Source organism: Streptomyces sp. NBC_00299, assembly GCF_036173045.1.
GTDB lineage: Bacteria > Actinomycetota > Actinomycetes > Streptomycetales > Streptomycetaceae > Streptomyces > Streptomyces machairae.
In genome coordinates this window covers 6,557,254-6,576,215 of record NZ_CP108039.1, presented here as the reverse complement: position 1 = coordinate 6,576,215, position 18,962 = coordinate 6,557,254, and the positions used below count along the sequence as shown (strand labels likewise).

Here is an 18,962-nt window from a genome sequence, read left to right as displayed (position 1 = left end):
CGGACCGTAGGCTGCAAGCGCTTACCAGTCAATGGTTTGTGCACGAATTCCGGGCGGCGGCGGTCATCCCCGGCTCACCCGCGGTCATCCCCGGCTCACCCGCGGTCGTTCTCCGTTTAACCACGGTCGCCGGACCACATGACGCGGGCACTTTGGGACGCGTAGGCTCGAACGGCCCGCCGACGGGCGGAGGAACTGGGGGTGCGATGGACATCGCGGGCGCGCGCACGAGGGCGGCCCGGGTCGCTGCGGTGCTGCGGCTGCGGCGCTCCCGTTCCGGTTCCGGGATGCGTGAGCTGGCCTCCGAGCTGAGCGCCGCCCTGCGTGCCGGACCCCATCCCCCGGCCGACGTACGCGAGTTGTGCCACGCGCTGTGCGCGGAGATGAGTGCGCGGCGCGGCGGACGGCCCGTCGAGCTGCGGTTCGAGCGGTTCCCCGACGAGATCGAGGTCACCGGGCTGTGGGTGGAGTTCCAGGACTTCGACCTGGTCATCGTCGAGGAGCGCGCCGAGGCGATGCAGCAACTGGTCATCCTCGGCCATGAGTTGTGGCACATGCACGCCGGCCACGGCCACCACCACACCGACGGCACGGCCGCCGCACACGCGCTCGCCGGGACCCCCGGCTGGAAGGGCATCGCCCTCGCGGTCGCCGCCCGCAACGGCTCCCGGGAGCGGGACGAGGCCGAGGCGGACGACTTCGGGCACCGGCTGGCGGCGGCGTTCCGGCCGCTGCTGTCGGGGCCGGGCGCGGACGCGCCGCTCGGGCCTGTGCAGCGTTCCCTGGGGTATCGCGGGAACGGGAGGGCCGCCCGGTGAACACCTCGCTGGCGCCCGACCCTTCCGGCCTCCTCGGCGAGATGTACATCTCGTTCTGGATCCCGACCGTCGTACTGACCGCCGCCCTGGCGATCAAGCTGCCCACGATCATCCGGCTCTGGCGCGACCCGCTGCTGCGCGCCGTCGGCGGGCTACTGCTGCTCGCCTGTGCCGTGTTCGTCTTCGCGGCCCCGGCGACGATCGCGTGGGTCAACCGCGTGACCGGCGTACCGAACATCGCGGCACCCCTGGTCTACTCCCTGCTCACCGCGTTCTGCGGCTCGTGCCTGCTGCTGATCATCGCCTGGCGCAACGGCCTGTCCGACCGCAGCGCCGAGGCCCGCCGGGCCATGCGCCTCGTGATCTGCGCGTACTCGGGCGTGATCGTCACGCTGTGGGTGCTGTTCGCCCTCGCGGACGCACCGGTGGAGCGGGTGCAGGACCTGGACACGTACTACGCCAACACGCCGTTCATGCGCGAGGAGACCCTGCTCTACCTCCTCGCGCACTGCACCGCCGTCCTCATCACGTCCCGGCTGATCTGGAACTGGGTGCGCACCGAGGGCCTCGACGCCTGGCTGCGCTGGGGGCTGGTGTTCCTGGGCATCGGCTACGGCCTCAACCTCATCTTCGACGCCGCCAAGCTGACCGCGGTCGCCGCCCGCTGGACGGGCCACGACCTGGACTGGCTCAGCACCGACCTCGCGCCGCCTGTCGCCGCGCTGTCCGCCATCCTGATCGCGGTGGGCTTCATCCTCCCGCACGCCGGCCAGTACCTGCACGACCGCTGGCAGGTCCGCCTCGCTCACCACGAACTGCGGCCCCTGTACCTGCTGATGAAGTCCGTCAACGGCTCCGGCGTGCGGTTCGTCCTGCGCGCCAGCCCGGAGCTGCGGCTGATCCGCCGTGAGACGTTCATCCGCGACGTACTGCTGCCGCTGGCCCGGCACATCGACGAGGACCTGCGCGGGCGGTCGTACGACGCCGCGCTCGCCCTCGGCCACCGGCCGGGCCGGGCGAAGGCGCTGGCCGCCGCCGTCACCATCCAGGACGCCGTGCGGCGCAGGAGCCGGGCGCCGGACGGCGACGGCACCGGCGGCCCCGACACCACGGACCTCCTCCAGGAGATCGGTGCCGTCTCCCGAGCCCTCCGCCACCCCGACGAGATCGAAGCGGTCCGTGCCCGTACGGCCGCCCCAGCAGGGAACGTGCCCGTACATGACTGAACGCACCACCACCGCCGTCGTCCTGGGCGGCTCCCTCTCCGGCATGCTCGCCGCCCGCGCGCTCGCCGACGTCGTCGACCACGTCACCGTCGTCGAACGCGACGTGCTGCCGCCCGGCCCCGAGCCGCGCAGGGGCCTGCCCCAGGCCAGGCACGTCCACCAGCTGTGGTCGGGCGGGGCACACGCCCTGGAAGAGCTGCTGCCGGGCGTCGTCGGACGGCTGCGGGACGCGGGGGCACACCGGCTGCCGGTGACGACGGACATGGTGGCGCTGTCGCCGTACGGCTGGTACCGGCGGTGGGCCGAGTCGCACCACATGCTGCTGTGCAGCCGGGATCTGCTGGACGCGACGGTACGGGCGGCCGTCCTCGCCGACGGACGCGTCGAGGTGGTGCAGGGCGAGGTGCTCGGGCCGGTGGGCACGGGCGCGGCGGTGACGGGCGTACGGATCCGGCCACGGGACCTTGCCGAGCGGACCTTGTCGGCGGACCTCGTCCTTGACGCCACGGGACGCGGTTCGCGGGCGGCGGGGTGGCTGACGGATCTTGGGTTGCCGGCCGTCGAGCAGCGTGAGGTCAACTCCGGCGTGGCGTACGCGAGTCGGGTGTTCCGGGCGCCGGAGGCCGCGCGCGAGGGGTTCCCCGTGGTCAACGTCCAGCCGGATCCGCGGGCCGGGAAACCGGGGTCCGGTGGGGTGCTGCTGCCCATCGAGGACGGCCAGTGGATCGTCACGCTCTTCGGCTCGCGTGGCGCCGAACCTCCCACCGCGGCCGCGGAGTTCGAGCGCTACGCCCGCGAGGAGCTTCGGCACCCCGTCATCGCCGAACTGCTCGAATACGCCGAGCCGTTGACCGACGTGGCGTACACGAGGACGACCGCCAACCGGCGCCGCTACTACGAGCGGATGCCGGTCCGCCCCGAGAACTTCGCCGTCCTCGGAGACGCGTTGTGCGCGCTCAACCCGATCTACGGCCACGGGATGTCGGTCGCCGCCCAGGGCGCGGTCGCCCTGCGGGACACGGTACGACGACACGGCTGGGGCTCGCCCGGCCTGGCCCGCCGCATCCAGCGGGCGGTGGCCCGCCCGGCGTCGGCGGCGTGGGATCTCGCCCTGGGGATGGACGTGTTCTATCCCGGGGCGACGGAGAACGGCCCCACTCGCCGCGACCGCCTGGTGGCGGCCTACGTGGGCCGCCTCCTCCACACGGCCACCGGCAACGGACGCATCGCCCGCAGGGTCACGGACGTGACGTCACTGGAGCGGGGAGCGGAAGTACTGCTGTCCCCGTCCGTCCTACTGGCCGCGGCGATCGGCCCGCTCAAGCCGGCGCTCAACGGCCCGCCGTTGACGGCGGAGGAGCGGAAGGCGGCAGGGCTGGGGTAGGGCTGTTGGGACCGCACGCGATATTCGCGGCGACCTGGACGGTCGATCGGGATACTCGTCGCCATGGATGAGGTCACGGTGGTCGTCGCCCATTCCGAGCGCGCGACCCTGCGCGTCGGCGACGTGTTCCTGAAGGTGGACGCCGATCAGGCGCGCATCGACGTCGAGGTCGAGGCGATGGCCATGGCACCGGTCCCCACCCCGAACGTCCTGTGGCGCAAGCCGCCCGTGCTCGCGATCGCCGCGGTCCCGGGGACGGTGCTCGGCCGCCTCGGCGAGCCGTCGACCGCGTCCCCGGCGGCGTGGGCCGCCGCGGGTGCCGCCGTCCGGAAGCTGCACGACGCGCCGTTGCCTCCCCGGCCCGGCCGGGCCGGCCGGAGCGTCGACGAGTTGGTGGCGGAGCTCGCCGGCGAGTGCGAGTGGCTCGTGACGCATGGTGTCCTGCCCGCCGGCCTGGTCACGCGCAACCGTCAGGTCGCCGAGGCCGCGCTCCGGCCGTGGACGCCGGCGTTCACGCACGGCGATCTGCAGATCGCTCACGTGTTCGTCGACAGTGACGAGGTCACGGGCATCCTCGACTGGTCGGAGGCGGGCCAGGGTGACGCCCTGTACGACCTCGCCACCTTGACGCTCGGACACGAGGAACACCTCGGCGACGTCATCGCCGGGTACGGCACCGACGTCGACCTCGACGTGATCCACGCGTGGTGGTCGCTGCGAAGCCTGCTGGGGGTTCGCTGGCTGATCGAGCACGGCTTCGACCCGTCCGCGCCGGGCTGCGAAGTCGACGTGCTGAGATCCCGGATGTGAGGCCGCGCCGGCCCGCCTCCCGTGACGACAGCCCGCGTCAGCCCCTGAACGCCGGCTGCGCCAGCCCCTTCCCGGCCCCCGGCACCACGAACACCGAGCCCGACAGGGCGGGGGGCGAGGCCAGGCCGACGCGGGCCGTGGTGATGTAGAGGTCGGTCAGGTCGGGGCCGCCGAAGGTGCAGGCCGTCACGCGGGGCACGGGCAGCGGGACGATCCGGTCCAGCTCGCCGGCCGGTGTGTAACGCCGTACCGCCGCGCCGTCCCACAGGGCCACCCACACGCAGCCCTCGGCGTCGACGGTGAGCCCGTCCGGGAACCCGGCGCCGTCCTCGATCTCGACCAGCGGGCGCCGGTTCACGGGCCGCCCGTCGGCGAAGTCGAAGACGTCGACACAACGCGTCGGGGAATCGATGTAGTACATGAGCCGCCCGTCCGGGCTCCAGCCCGTGCCGTTGCTCACCGCCACGTCGTCGAGGACCACCTCGACGGAGGCCTCACCGGTGATCCGGGACAGGGTGCCGCCGCCCGCCGCCTCGTCGTAGCGCATGGTGCCCGCCCAGAGGGACCCGTCGGGCGCGACGGCGGCGTCGTTGGCGCGGCGGCCGGGGACGGGTTCGTGATGCAGCCAGCGGAAGTTGTGGTCCGGGTCGAGCACGGCCACGCCGTCCCGCAGGTTGAGGACGAGGCCGCCGCCGGCGCGCGGCTTGACGGCGCCGATGTGCTGGTGGGTCGTACGGACCGTGCGACGCCCGGAGACGGGGTCGTAGGTGTGTATCCGCGCACCGAGGATGTCGATCCAGACCAGCCGGCCACTGGCCGGATCCCAGGTCGGCCCCTCACCGAGTTCCGCTTCCGCGCGCACCGCCACCTCGTACGGCGCCCTCACGCAACGCTCCGGTGCCCCAGGCGCTCCGACAGTTCGGCGGCACCCTTGGCGGAGAGCTGCTCCAGCTCGGCGAGCCGCTCGTCGCTCCAGCGGATCATCGGCACGGAGATGGAGAGTGCGGCGACGACCTGCCCGGTACGGTCCCGCACGGGCGCGGCCACGCACGAAACGTCCGGGTTGGACTCCCGGCTCTCGACGGCGATCCCCCGCTGCCGAATCTCGGCGAGGGCCTCGCGCAGGGCGCCGGGGTCGGTGATGCTGTTGGGCGTCATGGCGACGAGCTCGGCCCCGTCGGGGATACGGGACGACAGCTCCGAGTCGGGAAGGGAGGCCAGCAGCATCTTGCCGACGGACGTGCAGTGGGCGGGCAGCCGACGGCCCGCCGCGGACACCATCCGCACCGCGTGCGTCGAGTCGACCTTCGCGATGTAGATGACGTCCGTGCCCTCCAGGATCGCCACGTGCACGGTCTCGTCGCACGTCTCGGCGACGGACCGGGCCACCTGCTGCCCCTCGGCCGCGAGGTCGAGCTGCTCGGCGTACCGGCTGCCGAGCTGGTACGGCCTTACGCCCAGCCGGTACCGTCCCGGCTGCCCCGGCACCTGGACGATGTACGACCGAGCGGCCAGAGTGGTCACCAGCTCATGCACGGTGGTCCGCGGCAACTGGAGCTTGCGCACGATGTCGGGGGCGGAGAGCGTCCCGTCCCCGTCGAGGAAGAGCTCGAGAATGTCGAGAGCCCGGGTCACGGCTGGTACGAGGCGTCCCACGTGCGGCCCCCTCCCTTGCATGCGAGGCTGTGTTCGAGATTTCAACAGCCGATCGGAATAACGAACACAGGCTACTCAAAGTGCGTTTCCCCCGGCAATGGCCTTGCTCGGACCGACTCGATTCCTGTCACGCCGGCCCCATCGGTCAGTCACTCTCAGCTCCGTGGCTCCCCCGCTTCCTTCCGGACGTACGTCACGTCGAAGTCCGTCGTCCACCGCTCGCCGTCAGGGGACTGCTCCCACTGGCCCTCGATCGTGGTGCCGTCGGGGCTGATGGTGGCGGTGAGGCGTTGGTGGAAGTCGGGGGCCGCGCGCCACTGGTGCCAGGTGCGGGCGGTCATGGTGGCTCGGTAGGTGCGGGCGACGGCTCGGCCGTCGGCGTAGAGGGCGGTGAATTCGTCGGCCGTGTCGTCGTAGCCGATGAGGGAGACGGTGGGGAAGGGGGCGTTCGGGCCCCAGTCGCCGGGGAGGGACGTCTCGGGGACGACGTCCGAGCGCTGGACCAGGAAGGCGCCGCCCTCCAGCCAGGCGAACTCCGTCCTGAAGGGGCCGACGCTTCGGCCGAGGGCCCACAGGTCCCACTCGCCGACGAAGGCGTCGAGCTGGTGCAGGGCGGGGTGGGGTGACGGTTGGCGCATCAGGCTCTCCTCTGCTCGGAAGCGGGGCGTTGTCTCGTCGTATCCCCGCTGCTCCGGTGATGACCTGGCCCGGCGGCCGGATTCATCGCCCTCGCGTGGCGAACGGAGCAGGGAGGGCGGCGCCGGGTACGCCGACGTCAGTACGCGGGGTTACTCCCGCCGTCAGACGCCCTCGGGGGCCTGGCCCGGCACGGTGGTGCCATGTCTTCCTCGTCTTCTTCGCCATCCGTGTCGTCCGCGTCGTCCGCCTCGTCAAGGAAGCTGAGCCGGCCCGCCCGGCGGGCCGCCCTCGTCGTCCATGTCGTCGCCTCCGCCGGCTGGCTCGGGCTCACGGTCGGGCTGCTCGCGCTCGGGGTCACCGCGGCCACCACCGGGTCCGCGGTGACCGTGGAGGCGTCCGTGCGGGCCATGAAGCTGTTCACCGACTGGCTCCTGCTGCCGCTCGCCCTCCTCACGCTGCTCAGCGGGCTCGTGCTGTCGCTGGGCACGCAATGGGGGCTGGCGCGGCACCGGTGGGTCTACGTCAAGTTCTGGGTGACCCTGGGCACGACCGTCGCCACCGTCTTCGCGCTGCGCCCCGGCGTGAACTCCGCCGTCGAGGCCGTCGCCGCGGGCGGGCCGCTGCCCGACGCCGGGGACGTTCTGTTCGGGCCGATCGTGTCGCTGTCCGCGTACGTCTTCATGACGGTGATCTCGATCCTCAAGCCCTGGGGGCTCACGCGCCGTGGCCGACGCCTGCGCGCCGCGTCCGCCCGCACCCCGTCCCGCCGCACCGAGCCCGCCCGCCAGACCGCCTGACGGGGGCCCGACGAGGGAAGAAGCGGACACGGTCGGGGTTCTGAGCACAGCGGCAGCGCCTACCTGCGCGCCTCCCCCAGCGCCCCCCTCAACCGCTGGGCCCGCAACACCAACTCCAGCTCGAACCGTCGATCCGGGTCGTCCATCTCGTCGCCCCACAGCTCCCGGATCTGGCGGAGGCGGTACCTGACCGTCTGAGGGTGAACTCCCAGACGGGCCGCCACCTCCGGTGCCCCGCCCCTGGTCTCCAGCCACGCCAGTAACGTCTCCGCCAGCCGCCGCCCGTGCGTGGGACCGCAGTGCTGGAGCGGTGCCAGGCAGCGCACCGCCAGGTCGTCGATCAGTTCCTCGGGCTGGAGCAGCACCAGAGCTTCCGTGTGCTCGGTGCAGTACAGGACGTCGCCGGCCGGCAGCAGCCCCCGTTCCATCAGGCGTACGGCTGCCTCGGCCCAGCGCAGCGACTTCGCCGCGTCGGCGAGGGGCACCGGAGGGCCGATCGCGCCCGACCAGCCGGTCAGGGCCCGGTGCAGCAGTTCGGGGCGGCCGCCGGCGTCCGGCTCGGGGACGACCATGCGCGGCTGCTCGTACTCCATGTCGAGCAGCACTCCCTGCCCCACGGCCGGCGCCACCGCCTCCCGCGCCGGGCGCAGTAACACGCCCACGGCGACCTTCTCGGGCAGCGGCCAGCCGATCCGGGCCGCCCGCTCCGTCAGGGCGTCCGCCGGATCACCCCGGTGGTGCTCGGCCAACAGCAGCTCCATCAGGCGGCGTTGGAGACGCAGCCGCTCGCCCGCCTGCCGTGCCGCCGCCTCGGCGTAGCCACGCACCGACTGGTCGACCAGGCCGTCCAGGTACTCGTAGCCCGCGTCCACCAGCTCGTACATCGCGGGGGGCGGAATGTCGACGCGCTGGCCGATCTCGGCGAAACGGCGCCAGGCCAGCCGTACGCCCAACCGGTAGATCGCCTGGAGCGAGTCCAGGGAGCGGCCGTTGTAGCCCTCTCCGCGGCCGAAGTCCTGGAAGACGCCCGGCGGTACGGTCGGGCGGCCTTCCGACTTCTCCAGGTGCTCGACGAAGACCTCGATCGCGCGCCGGATGCCGACCAGGGCCATCGGCTCGCCCGACTCGTCGAGGACGACGGGCAGTTGGGGGTACTCGCGCTGGATCTCGCGCAGGATCTGCTCGGCGAGGGCCGGGGCGTCCGCCATGACCAGCTCCGCGAAGCGGCGGACCTGGAAGCGGGGTACGTCACGCCAGGCCGAGCGGGCCGGGACGGCCGGGGCGGCAGGGGAAGCCGCGGCGGCAGGAGATGCCGTGGATGCCGTGGAGCGGGTCGCTGCCACGGTCAACTCCCCTGGCCCGCTTGCTCATACGTGATCAAGGGTGTGTTCGGCTGGTCGGGGGTCGCTTCCAGCAATGCGACGACGCCGAGCGCGGCACTCACCGCGAGTACGGCGGCGAGCGCGACGGTCAGCGCGGCGGCGAGCAGTCTGGACATCGCAGGGTCAGCCTCTCTGCATCCGGAGGTCGTCCCCACCCCGGTGGTGCCAGCCTTGTCCGACCCCTGCCTGTCGGCTTCAGTCTCGACAAGCCGGGACATCCCGTCAAGACATTGACACTCCGTCAAGGGGCGCCTACGGTTCCCGGCCCAAGAACGGCCAGGCAACGACCGTGCACCGACAGTGCATCGATCATGCGTCAACCTCCCAGGAGTGCCGGATGCGCCGTACAGCCTCACCTCTCTCGTTGATTCTGCTGGGCCTCGGCACGTTTTTGCTGGTACTGGCGCCCATGCTCGCCTGGTACGTGGCCCCGCGTGCCGCCGTGAACCCCATCGACATCGACACCACCGCCGTCTACAAGGGCACCGGCAGCGTCTTCGACACCGACAAGGTCGAGACCGTGCCGGACCAGAACATCACCGTCACCCAGCGCGTGCGCGGCAATGTGGCGGAAAGTGAGCGCAGCGGCAACGCCGTCTGGGACGTCATCACCACCGTCGACACGGACAAGTCGCTGCCGGCCGACGACCCGCACGACGCGCTGGACTTCACCCCGCACCGCTGGGTGATGGACCGTACGACGACGAAGCCGGTGCACTGCTGCGAGGAGACGCCGTACATCGAGGGCGAGGCGTATCTGAAGTTCCCGTTCGACGTGGAGAAACGCTCCTACCAGTGGTGGGACAACACCGGCGGCACCACGATCACCCTGCGGTACGACGGCACCGAGAAGATCCAGGGCTACACGGGATACCGGTTCACCGGCACGGTCGCGCCCCGCAAGGTCGGCACGCGGCTCGTCCCCGGCACCCTCGTCGACGAGCCGGACAGGCCGCAGGTGCTGGCCGAGGAGTGGTACTCCAACCACGGGTTCAGGCTGGTCGTGGATCAGGCCACCGGCCGTGTGATCTACGCGCAGACCGGCCCGCGCCGGACCCTGCGGGCGCCCGGCGGCGAGAAGGACGCGGCGGTACTGCTGGACAGCGAGAAGATCGCGTTCACCACGGCCACGCAGAAGGAGGCCGTACGGCAGGCGAAGCGGGACAGCGGTCTGCTGCGCACGGTGGGCGAGACGCTGCCGATCGGGACTGCTGGGGCGGGATTCGTGCTTGTGGTGGTGGGTGGCGTTTTGGTGGCACGAGGACGGAAGCGCCCTGAAGCGCCCGGTACGGTCGAGATGCCCCAGCCGTCGCTCACAATGTGACGTGACGTCAGCTCTAATAAAGCCGGAAATTGTCACGCCGGTGAGTAGCCGTGGCGAACTGCTGGGCGAAAACTGTCCACCCCCACCCGGACACAGCCTGTCCACAGCCCCCGCAAGACGACCGTAAGAGGCCGAGAAACCCCGAGAAACCCCGAGAACACCCGAGAAGCCCCGCATCTCCCCACAGGAACCAAACCCTCCCTCCCCCACGCTGAGTTCCGCACCCTGAGACGAGTTGGAGCACACATGCCCCAGCACGTGCCCTCCCCTCCCCCGTTCTCGAATTCGCTCGAGCGGGGGGACCCCCATCGCGCCACCCCTCCCTGGGCGTCGCAGCAACAGCCTCCGGCGCTTCCCCCACATCCGCGCCGAATCGTTTTTCTCGCCCACCGTGACCTGGGCAACCGATCCGCCGGCGGCTCCGAGCTGCTGGTCGACCGCCTCGCCGACGGCCTGACCCACCTCGGCCACCAGGTCACCCTCCTGTGCGGGGGCCCCGCGGCCTACCGCGACTACCGGGTCGTGTCCGCCGGCGGTTCCTACGGCCACTACCTGCGCGCCCGGTCCGCCTTCGCCCGTCAGGTCGGCGACTGCGATCTGCTGGTCGAGGTCTGCAACGGGATGCCGTACTTCTCCCCCCTCTGGCATCGCGGGCCGACGCTGTGCCTGGTCAACCATGTACACACCGATCTGTGGCAGATGCGGTTCGGCGGGGCGCTGGCGCCTGCCGCGCGGCTCGGGCGAAGACTGGAGCACTGGGCGCTGACCGGTGCGCAGCAGCGGAGTCTGATGGTTGCCGTGTCTCCGTCGACCGCGCAGGCCCTGCGCGGGATCGGCGTCGACCGGGAACGTATCCGTGTCGTCCACAACGGCGTGGAGGAGCCCGGACCCCTGGGCGACCGCTCGCCGGAGCCGCTGTTCGTGGCCGTCGGACGGCTCGTCGAGTACAAGCGCATCGATCTGCTGCTGCGGTTGTGGGAGCGAGTGCGGCCCGTGACCGGCGGGCGGCTCGTCATCGTCGGGGACGGGCCGGAGCGTCAGCGTCTGGAGCGGGCGGCCGGCGCCGGCGTCGAGTTCACCGGCCATGTCTCGGAGGCGGAGAAGCATCGGCTGCTGTGTGCGGCGTGGCTGCTGCTGCATCCGTCCGCCGTGGAGGGGTGGGGGCTCGTCGTCACCGAGGCCGCCACCCGGGAGACGCCGACCATTGCCTTTGATGTGCCCGGGCTGCGGGATTCCGTCGTGGACGGGGAGACGGGGGTGCTTGCCGCCGGGGAGTCGTCCTTCGCCGCTGCCTGGTGCACGCTCGCGTTGTCCGGGCATCGGCGGGAGTTGATGGGCAAGGCTGCGCGGGATCGGGCGGCGCGGTATCGCTGGGACCGGACTGTGCGGCAGTTTCTGGCGGTTGCCTCGGAGGCCGTGCGCCGTGACGCCTAAACGCCGTAGTGGGTCGGCCGGCTCGCGAGTGCCGGTGCGTCGTGGCTGGTCGCGCCCGCGCGGCGGAGCCGCACATGTCACAGCCCCGCGCCCCTATGGGGGCGCTTCACCACCCCCAGTCGTCAAGGACCCTTCCTTTCGACGGTCCCTTGCTCTCTTCCGGGCCTTCCTCCATGAGCAGGACGATCCCGAATCCTGCTATTCGCTGCTCGCCCGTGACGCCGTCGACCAGGTCGAGGCCTACGACGGTTTCGTCTCCGGGCGTACCGTCGTCGATGTCGGCGGCGGTGGCGGGTACTTCACCGAGGAGTTCCGGCGGCGAGGTGCGTACGCCTATCTCTTCGAGCCGGACGTGGCGGAACTCGGTGTGAAGCCGCCCGAGGGGGCCGTCGTCGCCGACGGGTACCTGCTGCCGCTGCGCGACGGCGTCGCCGACGTCACCTTCTCCTCCAATGTGCTGGAGCACGTGGCCGATCCGCAGACGTTCCTCAGTGAGCTGGCACGGGTGACCCGGCCCGGTGGGCTGATCTACGTGTCGTTCACGAACTGGCTGTCCCCGTGGGGCGGTCATGAGTGGGCCCCCTGGCACTACTTCGGTGCCGAGCGGGCCCGCGCCCGCTACCTGCGCCGTACCGGACGGGCCGCCAAGCACACCCTCGGCGAGAACCTGTTCGCCGTGCACATCGGCGCCACCCTGCGTCAGGTCCGCGCCCGTGACGACGTAGAGGTCGTCTCGGCGCGCTCCCGCTACTGGCCGTTCCTCGCGGAGGCCGTCGTGAAGGCGCCCGGCATACGCGAGTTCGCCACCTGGAACCTCCTCCTCATCCTCAGGCGGTGCCCACCATGACGACGACCACGGTCCAGGCTCCTCCCCCGGCAGCCGTGCCCACCTCCGCGCCCTCCTCGGGGCCGCCGGAGGGGCCGCGCTCGCGGCGCTGGCTGCTGGGGTTCTGGGCCGTGGTGTTCGTGCTGCTGCTGGCGGTGCAGCCGGGGCGGCAGACGTTCGACACCAAGCTGGGTGTGACCGTCGATCCGGGGCAGTTCCTCGCCGATCTGGGGCAGTTGTGGCAGGACGAGGGCAGTTTCGGCGGGATCCAGAACCAGTACTCGGGCTATCTGTGGCCGATGCTGCCGTTCTACTGGCTGGCCGATGTCGTACGGCTGCCGGTGTGGCTGGCGGAGCGGCTGTGGCTGTCGCTGATCGTGGCGGTGGCTTTCTGGGGTGCGCTGCGGCTGGCCGAGCGGCTGCGGGTGGGCAGCGGGGCGTCGCGGCTGGTCGCGGCCGTGGCGTATGCGCTGTGGCCCGTCTTCACCGTCGTCGTCGGGTCCACGTCCGCTGCCGCGCTGCCCGGTGCCTTCCTGCCGTGGGTGCTGCTGCCGCTGACCGACGAGCGGTATGCCGCGCGGGTCGCCGCGCTGCGGTCGGCGCTGATCATCCCGTTCATGGGTGGCGTCAATGCCGCTTCCACCCTGGCCTCGCTGCTTCCCGTCGGGCTGTATCTGCTCTCCCGGCCGCCCGGGCCACGGCAGCGCAAGCTGATCGCGTGGTGGGTGCCGGGGGTCCTGCTGGCGACCGCCTGGTGGGTGATCCCGCTTCTGCTGCTCGGCACATACGGCGAGAACTTCCTTCCCTACGTGGAGAGTTCGCAGACCACGACCGAGACGATGGCGGCGACGGAGGCGCTGCGCGGCGGCGGCAACTGGGTCGCCTATCTGCACTTCGGTGAGGCCTGGCTGCCGGCCGGCTGGACCGTCGCCGCGTCCGTCGTCGTGATCGTCTGCTCGGCCCTCGCGGCCGGGCTGGGGCTTGCGGGGCTGGCCCGGCGGGACATGCCGGAGCGGCGGTGGCTGGTGCTGACCGTGGTGACGGTCGCGCTGATCCTGCTCGCCGGGTACGGCGGAGCGTTCGGGGCGCCCTTCCACGGGGTGGTGCAGGACTGGCTGGACGGCGGTCTTGTTCCCTTCCGGAACATCTACAAGTTCCAGACGGGGCTCGCGCTGGCACTGGTCCTGGGCCTCGCCCATCTGGCGGGCGTGGCGGCCCAGGCGCGCGGGGCACGGCAGGTGCGGGGGCGGCGGTACGCTCCGCTGATCGCGGCCGTGCTGGTGCTGCCGGGGCTGATGTGGCCGTACCTCAACGGCTCGATCCTCAACCCCGGGTCCTTCAAGGAGATCCCCAAGTACTGGCAGGCCACGGCCGACTGGATGGAGAAGTACTCCCCCGACGCCCGCGCCCTCGTCGTGCCGGCCACCGCGCACGGCATCTACACGTGGGGCTCGACCATCGACCAGCCCCTGGACGTCCTCGCCGACTCGCGCTGGGCACAGCGGGACTACGTCCCCTTCGGCACCCCCGGCAACCGGCGCGCGATGGACGCCGTGGAGCAGGCCCTGGTCAGCGGCGGACAAGTACCGGGCCTGGCGGACTACTTGAGCCGCGCCGGGATCCACTACGTCGTCGTCCGCAACGACCTCGACCCCGACCAGATCGGCCACATACCGACGACGACGGTGAAGCGGACTCTGGAGCAGTCCGGATACGAGCGGGTGACGGGCCTCGGGCCGATCACGACCGGCGGGACGATCGCGCCGGGCACTCCGCTGCAGGTGGAGGGGCTGTATCCGCGGCAGCGGGCGGTGGAGATCTACAAGCCGGCCGGGGCGGACGTGCCGCGTCCGCACCAGGCCGGGCTGCAGCCGGTGGCCGACACGGCCGTCGTCTCCGGCGGGCCGGAGGCGCTGCTGCCGCTGGCGTCCCAACTGCGGGGCCGGGCGAGCGTGCTGACCGGCGACAACCACCCGGGGCTCGGCTCACCGCAGGTACAGGTGATCGGCGACGGGCTGCGGCGGGCGGACACCCGGTTCGGGCTGGTCAACGCCAACACGTCGTACACGTACACGCGCGGCGAGCGCAACGCGCCCGACGCCGCGCAGGACGCGGGTGAGAAGCCGCACCAGATCCTGCCGACGTCCGACCTCGACCACCAGACGGTGGCCGAGCTGCGGGGCGCGCGGTCGGTGACGGCGTCGTCCTACGGCAGCTGGCTCTTCCACCTCCCGCAGTTCGATCCGGTGAACGCCTTCGACGGCAACCCGGACACGGCGTGGGCCGAGGGCTCGGAGGGGTCGCCGGTCGGCGAGTGGCTGCGGATCGCGTTCGCGGGCGGCTCGTACGACATGCCGTCGTCCTTCAAGGTCAGGCCGCTGCCGCAGGAGGGTGTGCGGGAGGCGGCGACGCGGGTGCGGGTGGAGACGGAGAAGGGGGCGGTGAGCTCGGTCCTGCGGCCGGACGGCACCACGCAGACGGTCAAGGTGCCTCCGGGGGCGACGAGTTGGATGAAGCTGACGATCACGGACTCCGTGTCCCGGCGCCCCGGTCTGACCGGGGCGGGCTTCTCCGAGATCGACCTGCCGGACGTACAGGTGACCCGGCTGCTGCGGCTGCCCGCCGACGCCGGGAAGTCGGGAGCAGCCGCCGAGATCGTCTCCCTGTCCCGTACGGCCGACCCCACGGGCCTGTCGCCGACGGGCACGGAGGCCGGCCTGCACCGGCGCTTCACCACGTCCACGGCGGGGACGTACGAGGTGCGGGCGAGCGCCGTGCCGGTGCCGGGCGAGGAGCTGGACCGGCTGCTGTACGAGGTGGCGCCGGAGCAGCAGAACCGGATCGTCGCCACCGCCGACTCCACGGCGCGGCTGGGGGCGGGGCTGTCGCCGCGCAACCTCACCGACGGCGATCTGACCACGGCGTGGATAGCGGGCGACCGGCCCACGATCCACCTCAGCTGGCCCGGAAAGCAGGCGGTGGGAGAGGTCGTCCTGGCCCCGGCGGGCGGTCTGTCCACGCGTCCGACCGAGGTGCACATCAGCTCGCCGGACGGTGCGGTGATCGCAGGCGTCGACGAGAACGGCTGGGTCCGCTTCCCGCCCATCACGACCGACCGGCTCGACATCACCATCACCAAGACCGCGCCGCTCACCCTGTACAACCCGATGGTCGACGAGGACCTACGGCTGCCCGTGGGCCTGACGGAGGCCTACATCCCGGCCCTCGACCAGTACCGGACCCCGCAGCCGAGGGAGTCCAGGCCGTTCTCGCTGCCGTGCGGGAAGGGGCCGGTGGTCGCGGTGGACGGGGAGCTGTACCGGACGAGTGTGCGCGGAACGGTACGGGACCTGACGGAGCGGCGGCAGCTCGATGTGACGCTGTGCCAGCAGGGGCGTGACGATGCCGAGTTGCAACTGTCCGCGGGTGACCATCGAGTCGAGGCCGGGGACGCGGGGCCGCTCACGCTGACCGCGGTGACGCTGACGCGCGGCACGGTTTCCGATGCCTCGGCCGCCGGGCGTCAGCTGGGGATACGGGACTGGCTCGGCGACCGGCGCGCGGTGACCGTCGGGTCGGGCGCGGCGAGCTACCTCACCACGTACGAGAACTTCAACGACGGCTGGCGCGCCACCCTGGGCGGCAAGGAGCTGACACCGGTACGGCTGGACGGCTGGCAGCAGGGCTGGCGGATCCCGGCGGGCGCCGGCGGCACGGTCGAGCTGTCGTACGAGCCGGCGGTGATGTACGAGGGCGGGCTGATCGGCAGCGCGGTCGCGATCGCGCTGCTGGCCGGGCTGGCCCTGTGGCGCCGCCGCGCACCGAACCCGGACGAGCCGCAGCCGGCCCCGCCGCTGCCTGGCCTGTGGCTCGGCACGGTGGCCGTGACGGTGGTGGGCGTACTCATCGCCGGCTGGTTCGCCCTGCTTGTACCGGCCCTGGCGCTGGTGGCGTGGCGCAGGCATGCCCTGCTGGTGCCGATCGCGTTGGTGGCGCTCGCGGGGGCGGGCGTGGCAGCGGCGGTCGGCGCCGGGGAGCCGGTGGGCGCGCAGGAGGGCGCCTTCGGGCCTGCGGCTCAACTGCTGGCGCTGATCGGGCTGTTCGCCGGTGTGGTGGGGGTGCGGGAGTCGGCGGGGGCGGCCGGATCCGCGGGCGGCCCCGACCATGGATCGGGTCTGCCCGGCTCCACGGCTGTGCTGCCGCCGGTCGCCGGTGGTGGCGGTGTTCCCGGCTCGGCCGCCCCGGAGCGGCCGACGCGCCCCCTGCCGCAGCGGGAGCGGGGCCGCAGTCCGATGGGGACCGAGCCTCCGGGGCCGGCGGATTCCCGTACCGACTCCGGGCCGACCGTGTCCGCGCGCGGTCCCGGTGGGCCGGTTCCGGACTCGCCGACCGCGCGGATCGCGCCCCGCAAACCGCGCTTGCGGGCGACCGGTCCCGAGAGCTCGCCGGAGTCCGACGACACCGGGAAGACCGGGAAGGGCGAAGCCACATGACGGCACTGCAACAGCCCGCACGCGCCGGAGGTCCGCTGCGGCCGCCGGTACGCGTTCCGTTCCCCGTCGTGGACGAGGTCGCCCGGCACTGCCTCCAGGAGGAGGAGCCGGAGACGGTGCACATCGAGGTCCATCTGCCGGGGCCGCTGGACGCGGGGCGACTGCGGACGGCCTTCTCGGAGGCGCTGCGCCGGCATCCCCGGATCCTCATGCGGGAGGCGCCGGGGCGGTGGTACCGGCGCCGCTACGAGTGGGAGCTGACCGCGGAACCGGACGTGGAGGTGGTGAGCTTCCCGGCCCCGGGACGTGACGCGCTGCGGGACGCGCGCACCCGGGCCCTGACCCAGGCACCGCCGCTGTCGCTGTCGCCGCCGATACGGCTGGAGGTGGTTCAGGGGCCGGGGCGGGTCGAGGGGAGCGAGGCGACGGACGCCGTGGGTGACGCACGCGCGGCAGGTGCGTCCACCCGTGCCGCCCCGGGCGGCGCGACTGCCGGCAGGCAGGGCGGGGGCGGGTCGCACGGGACCGTGCTGTTCCTGACCATCAATCACACGGCGCTGGACGGCCCCGCCTGCCTCCGTGTCGTGGCCACCGCCGCGGAGCTGTACGGAGGCAAGGACAACTCCCCCGCGGCCCCGCCCACCCGAACGACCGAAACGCAGCCCCTCACCGAGGAAACGCCCTCCAACTGGTCACCCCCCGCCCGAGTGGCTCCCGGCACCCCCGAGCCCTCCCCCGGCAACGGCATGCTCGTCGCCGAACTCCCCCTCCCCCACCGCCCCAAAGGCTCCCCCTACACGGTCAACGACCAGCTGATGGTCACCACCGCGCTGACCATCGCCCACTGGAACCGCGAGCACGGCGCCCGGACCCGTCCCCTGCGCATCACGATGCCCGTGGACGACCGCCCCCGTGACGCCACCATGCCCATCGGCAACGGCACCCGGCTCGTGGAAGTCCCTTTCAGCACAGCCGAGTTGGCCGCGCACGACCCTGGAGACATGCCCGCCCTGCTGCACCGCACGGCCACCCGCACCCGTGCCCTCAAGTCCCTCCCGCGCCCCCAACTCGGCCACGGCGCCTCCCTCCTCACCGCCCCCTGGGCACCGGTCGGCGTCCGTGCCGCCCTCACCCGTGGCCTGCGCAGAGCCGCCGCGCCCTGGACCTCGACCACGCTGCTCAGCAACATCGGCCGTATCCCGTACCCGCTGGACTTCGGGGAGGAGGCCGGCCGCGCGCACGCCGTGTGGTTCTCGGCGCCCGCCCGGATGCCCCGCGGCCTCACCGTCACCACCGCCTCCACCGCGGGCCGCCTCCACCTCGCCCTGCGCTGGTCGCGCGCCCTGCTCAGCCACGGCGACGGCGCCCACCTGCGGGACCTCTTCGAGCACTACCTGCACCGCACGGAGGTGACCCCGTGACGACCTCCCCCGTGAAACCCCCCGAACTGCGCGACTTCTACGAGAACCCCGCCGTCCCCGTCGCCTCCGGCACCCCTCGCAGCCGCCGCCAGGCACGCATGCTCGCCGAGGCGCTGGGGCCGGCGTCCGCCGAACGGACGGCCACGATCCTCGACGTCGGCTGCGGCGACGGCACCGCCGCGGCCACCGCCGCCCCCTTCCTCCCCGGCCACCGCATCGTCGGCATCGACTGGTCCCAGGACGCCCTGCGCCGGGCCCGCGCCCGGATCCCGTACGCCGTCCGCGGCGAACTCACTGACGGCGGGCTGCCGTTCCGGACCGGCTCCGCCGACGCCGTGCTGTTCAGCGAGGTGATCGAGCACCTCGTCGACCCGGACGCCGCCCTGGACGAGATCCGCCGCGTGCTGCGCCCCGGCGGCCACCTGATGCTCTCCACCCCGAACCTGGCCGCCTGGTACAACCGCGCCCTGCTGCTGGCCGGGGTGCAGCCGGTGTTCTCCGAGGTCAGTCTGCGGGGCATCCACGGCCGGCCGGGGAGTGAGGTCGTGGGGCACCTGCGGCTCTACACCGCCCGCGCGCTGCGGGAGTTCGTGGCCGCGTCCGGCTTCGAGGTCGTACGCCTCGCCGGAGCCCCCTTCCACGGTGTGCCGCGCCCGATGCGCCCCCTGGACCGGCTGGCCTGCGCCAGGCCGCCGCTCGCGTCCATCCTGCTGCTGCACGCACGACGGACTTAGGGGGCGGACACCATGTGG

General features: G+C 72.4%; 16 protein-coding genes. 11 read left to right on the top strand and 5 right to left on the bottom strand.

What is annotated here, in order from left to right; translation table 11 throughout:
• Positions 1-206 precede the first annotated feature (206 nt).
• The 4 genes from OHT51_RS29240 to OHT51_RS29225 all read left to right on the top strand — a co-directional run bounded on the left by OHT51_RS29240 (position 207) and on the right by OHT51_RS29225 (position 4,238).
• The gene (locus OHT51_RS29240; protein WP_328881896.1) at positions 207-818 is read left to right on the top strand and encodes a toxin-antitoxin system, toxin component family protein; all 612 of its coding nucleotides are present in this window, start codon (positions 207-209) and stop codon (positions 816-818) included.
• Positions 819-859: 41 nt separating this feature from the next.
• On the top strand, positions 860-2,044 hold the full coding sequence (locus OHT51_RS29235; RefSeq protein ID WP_328884475.1) for an MAB_1171c family putative transporter: 1,185 nt from the start codon (positions 860-862) through the stop codon (positions 2,042-2,044).
• Positions 2,037-3,428, top strand: a complete 1,392-nt coding sequence (locus tag OHT51_RS29230; protein WP_328881895.1) for an FAD-dependent oxidoreductase — start codon at positions 2,037-2,039, stop codon at positions 3,426-3,428. Before OHT51_RS29235 ends, OHT51_RS29230 begins: the two co-directional genes overlap by 8 nt.
• A gap of 63 nt (positions 3,429-3,491) precedes the next feature.
• A complete protein-coding gene (locus OHT51_RS29225) occupies positions 3,492-4,238 on the top strand; it encodes a phosphotransferase family protein (protein WP_328881894.1) in 747 nt (248 codons plus the stop codon).
• Positions 4,239-4,275: 37 nt separating this feature from the next.
• On the opposite strand, the gene OHT51_RS29220 is transcribed toward OHT51_RS29225, so the two are convergent.
• From OHT51_RS29220 to OHT51_RS29210, 3 genes are all read right to left on the bottom strand, one after another.
• Positions 4,276-5,124, bottom strand: coding sequence for an SMP-30/gluconolactonase/LRE family protein (locus OHT51_RS29220; protein WP_328881893.1), 849 nt, complete (start codon positions 5,122-5,124; stop codon positions 4,276-4,278).
• Positions 5,121-5,894, bottom strand: a complete 774-nt coding sequence (locus OHT51_RS29215; RefSeq protein WP_328881892.1) for an IclR family transcriptional regulator — start codon at positions 5,892-5,894, stop codon at positions 5,121-5,123. Before OHT51_RS29215 ends, OHT51_RS29220 begins: the two co-directional genes overlap by 4 nt.
• Before the next feature lie 155 nt (positions 5,895-6,049).
• Positions 6,050-6,532, bottom strand: a complete 483-nt coding sequence (locus tag OHT51_RS29210; RefSeq protein WP_328881891.1) for a hypothetical protein — start codon at positions 6,530-6,532, stop codon at positions 6,050-6,052.
• 201 nt (positions 6,533-6,733) lie between these two features.
• On the opposite strand from OHT51_RS29210, the gene OHT51_RS29205 reads away from it, so the two are divergent.
• Positions 6,734-7,330 carry a DUF2269 domain-containing protein gene (locus OHT51_RS29205; RefSeq protein ID WP_328881890.1) on the top strand — a complete coding sequence of 199 codons (597 nt, stop codon included), beginning with the start codon at positions 6,734-6,736 and terminating at the stop codon, positions 7,328-7,330.
• A gap of 59 nt (positions 7,331-7,389) precedes the next feature.
• On the opposite strand, the gene OHT51_RS29200 is transcribed toward OHT51_RS29205, so the two are convergent.
• Together OHT51_RS29200 and OHT51_RS29195 are read right to left on the bottom strand one after the other, a co-directional pair.
• Positions 7,390-8,544, bottom strand: coding sequence for a helix-turn-helix domain-containing protein (locus tag OHT51_RS29200; RefSeq protein WP_328884474.1), 1,155 nt, complete (start codon positions 8,542-8,544; stop codon positions 7,390-7,392).
• 131 nt (positions 8,545-8,675) lie between these two features.
• Entirely contained in the window at positions 8,676-8,828 is a 153-nt protein-coding gene (locus OHT51_RS29195; RefSeq protein WP_328881889.1) for a hypothetical protein, read from the bottom strand.
• A gap of 221 nt (positions 8,829-9,049) precedes the next feature.
• On the opposite strand from OHT51_RS29195, the gene OHT51_RS29190 reads away from it, so the two are divergent.
• From OHT51_RS29190 to OHT51_RS29165, 6 genes are all read left to right on the top strand, one after another.
• Positions 9,050-10,036: a DUF3068 domain-containing protein gene (locus OHT51_RS29190; RefSeq protein WP_328881888.1), complete on the top strand. Its 987-nt coding sequence runs from the start codon at positions 9,050-9,052 to the stop codon at positions 10,034-10,036.
• A 246-nt stretch (positions 10,037-10,282) separates the two neighbouring features.
• Entirely contained in the window at positions 10,283-11,470 is a 1,188-nt protein-coding gene (locus OHT51_RS29185) for a glycosyltransferase family 4 protein (RefSeq protein WP_328881887.1), read from the top strand.
• Between the two features lie 28 nt (positions 11,471-11,498).
• Complete coding sequence (locus OHT51_RS29180) at positions 11,499-12,317, top strand: class I SAM-dependent methyltransferase (protein WP_328884473.1); 819 nt, start codon at positions 11,499-11,501, stop codon at positions 12,315-12,317.
• A complete protein-coding gene (locus OHT51_RS29175; protein WP_328881886.1) occupies positions 12,314-16,789 on the top strand; it encodes an alpha-(1->3)-arabinofuranosyltransferase domain-containing protein in 4,476 nt (1,491 codons plus the stop codon). The genes OHT51_RS29180 and OHT51_RS29175 overlap by 4 nt, the downstream gene beginning before the upstream one ends.
• On the top strand, positions 16,786-18,210 hold the full coding sequence (locus OHT51_RS29170) for a condensation protein (protein ID WP_328881885.1): 1,425 nt from the start codon (positions 16,786-16,788) through the stop codon (positions 18,208-18,210). The genes OHT51_RS29175 and OHT51_RS29170 overlap by 4 nt, the downstream gene beginning before the upstream one ends.
• Positions 18,207-18,944 (top strand): class I SAM-dependent methyltransferase, encoded by a 738-nt coding sequence (locus OHT51_RS29165; RefSeq protein WP_328881884.1) that lies wholly within the window; start codon positions 18,207-18,209, stop codon positions 18,942-18,944. Before OHT51_RS29170 ends, OHT51_RS29165 begins: the two co-directional genes overlap by 4 nt.
• Positions 18,945-18,962 lie beyond the last annotated feature (18 nt).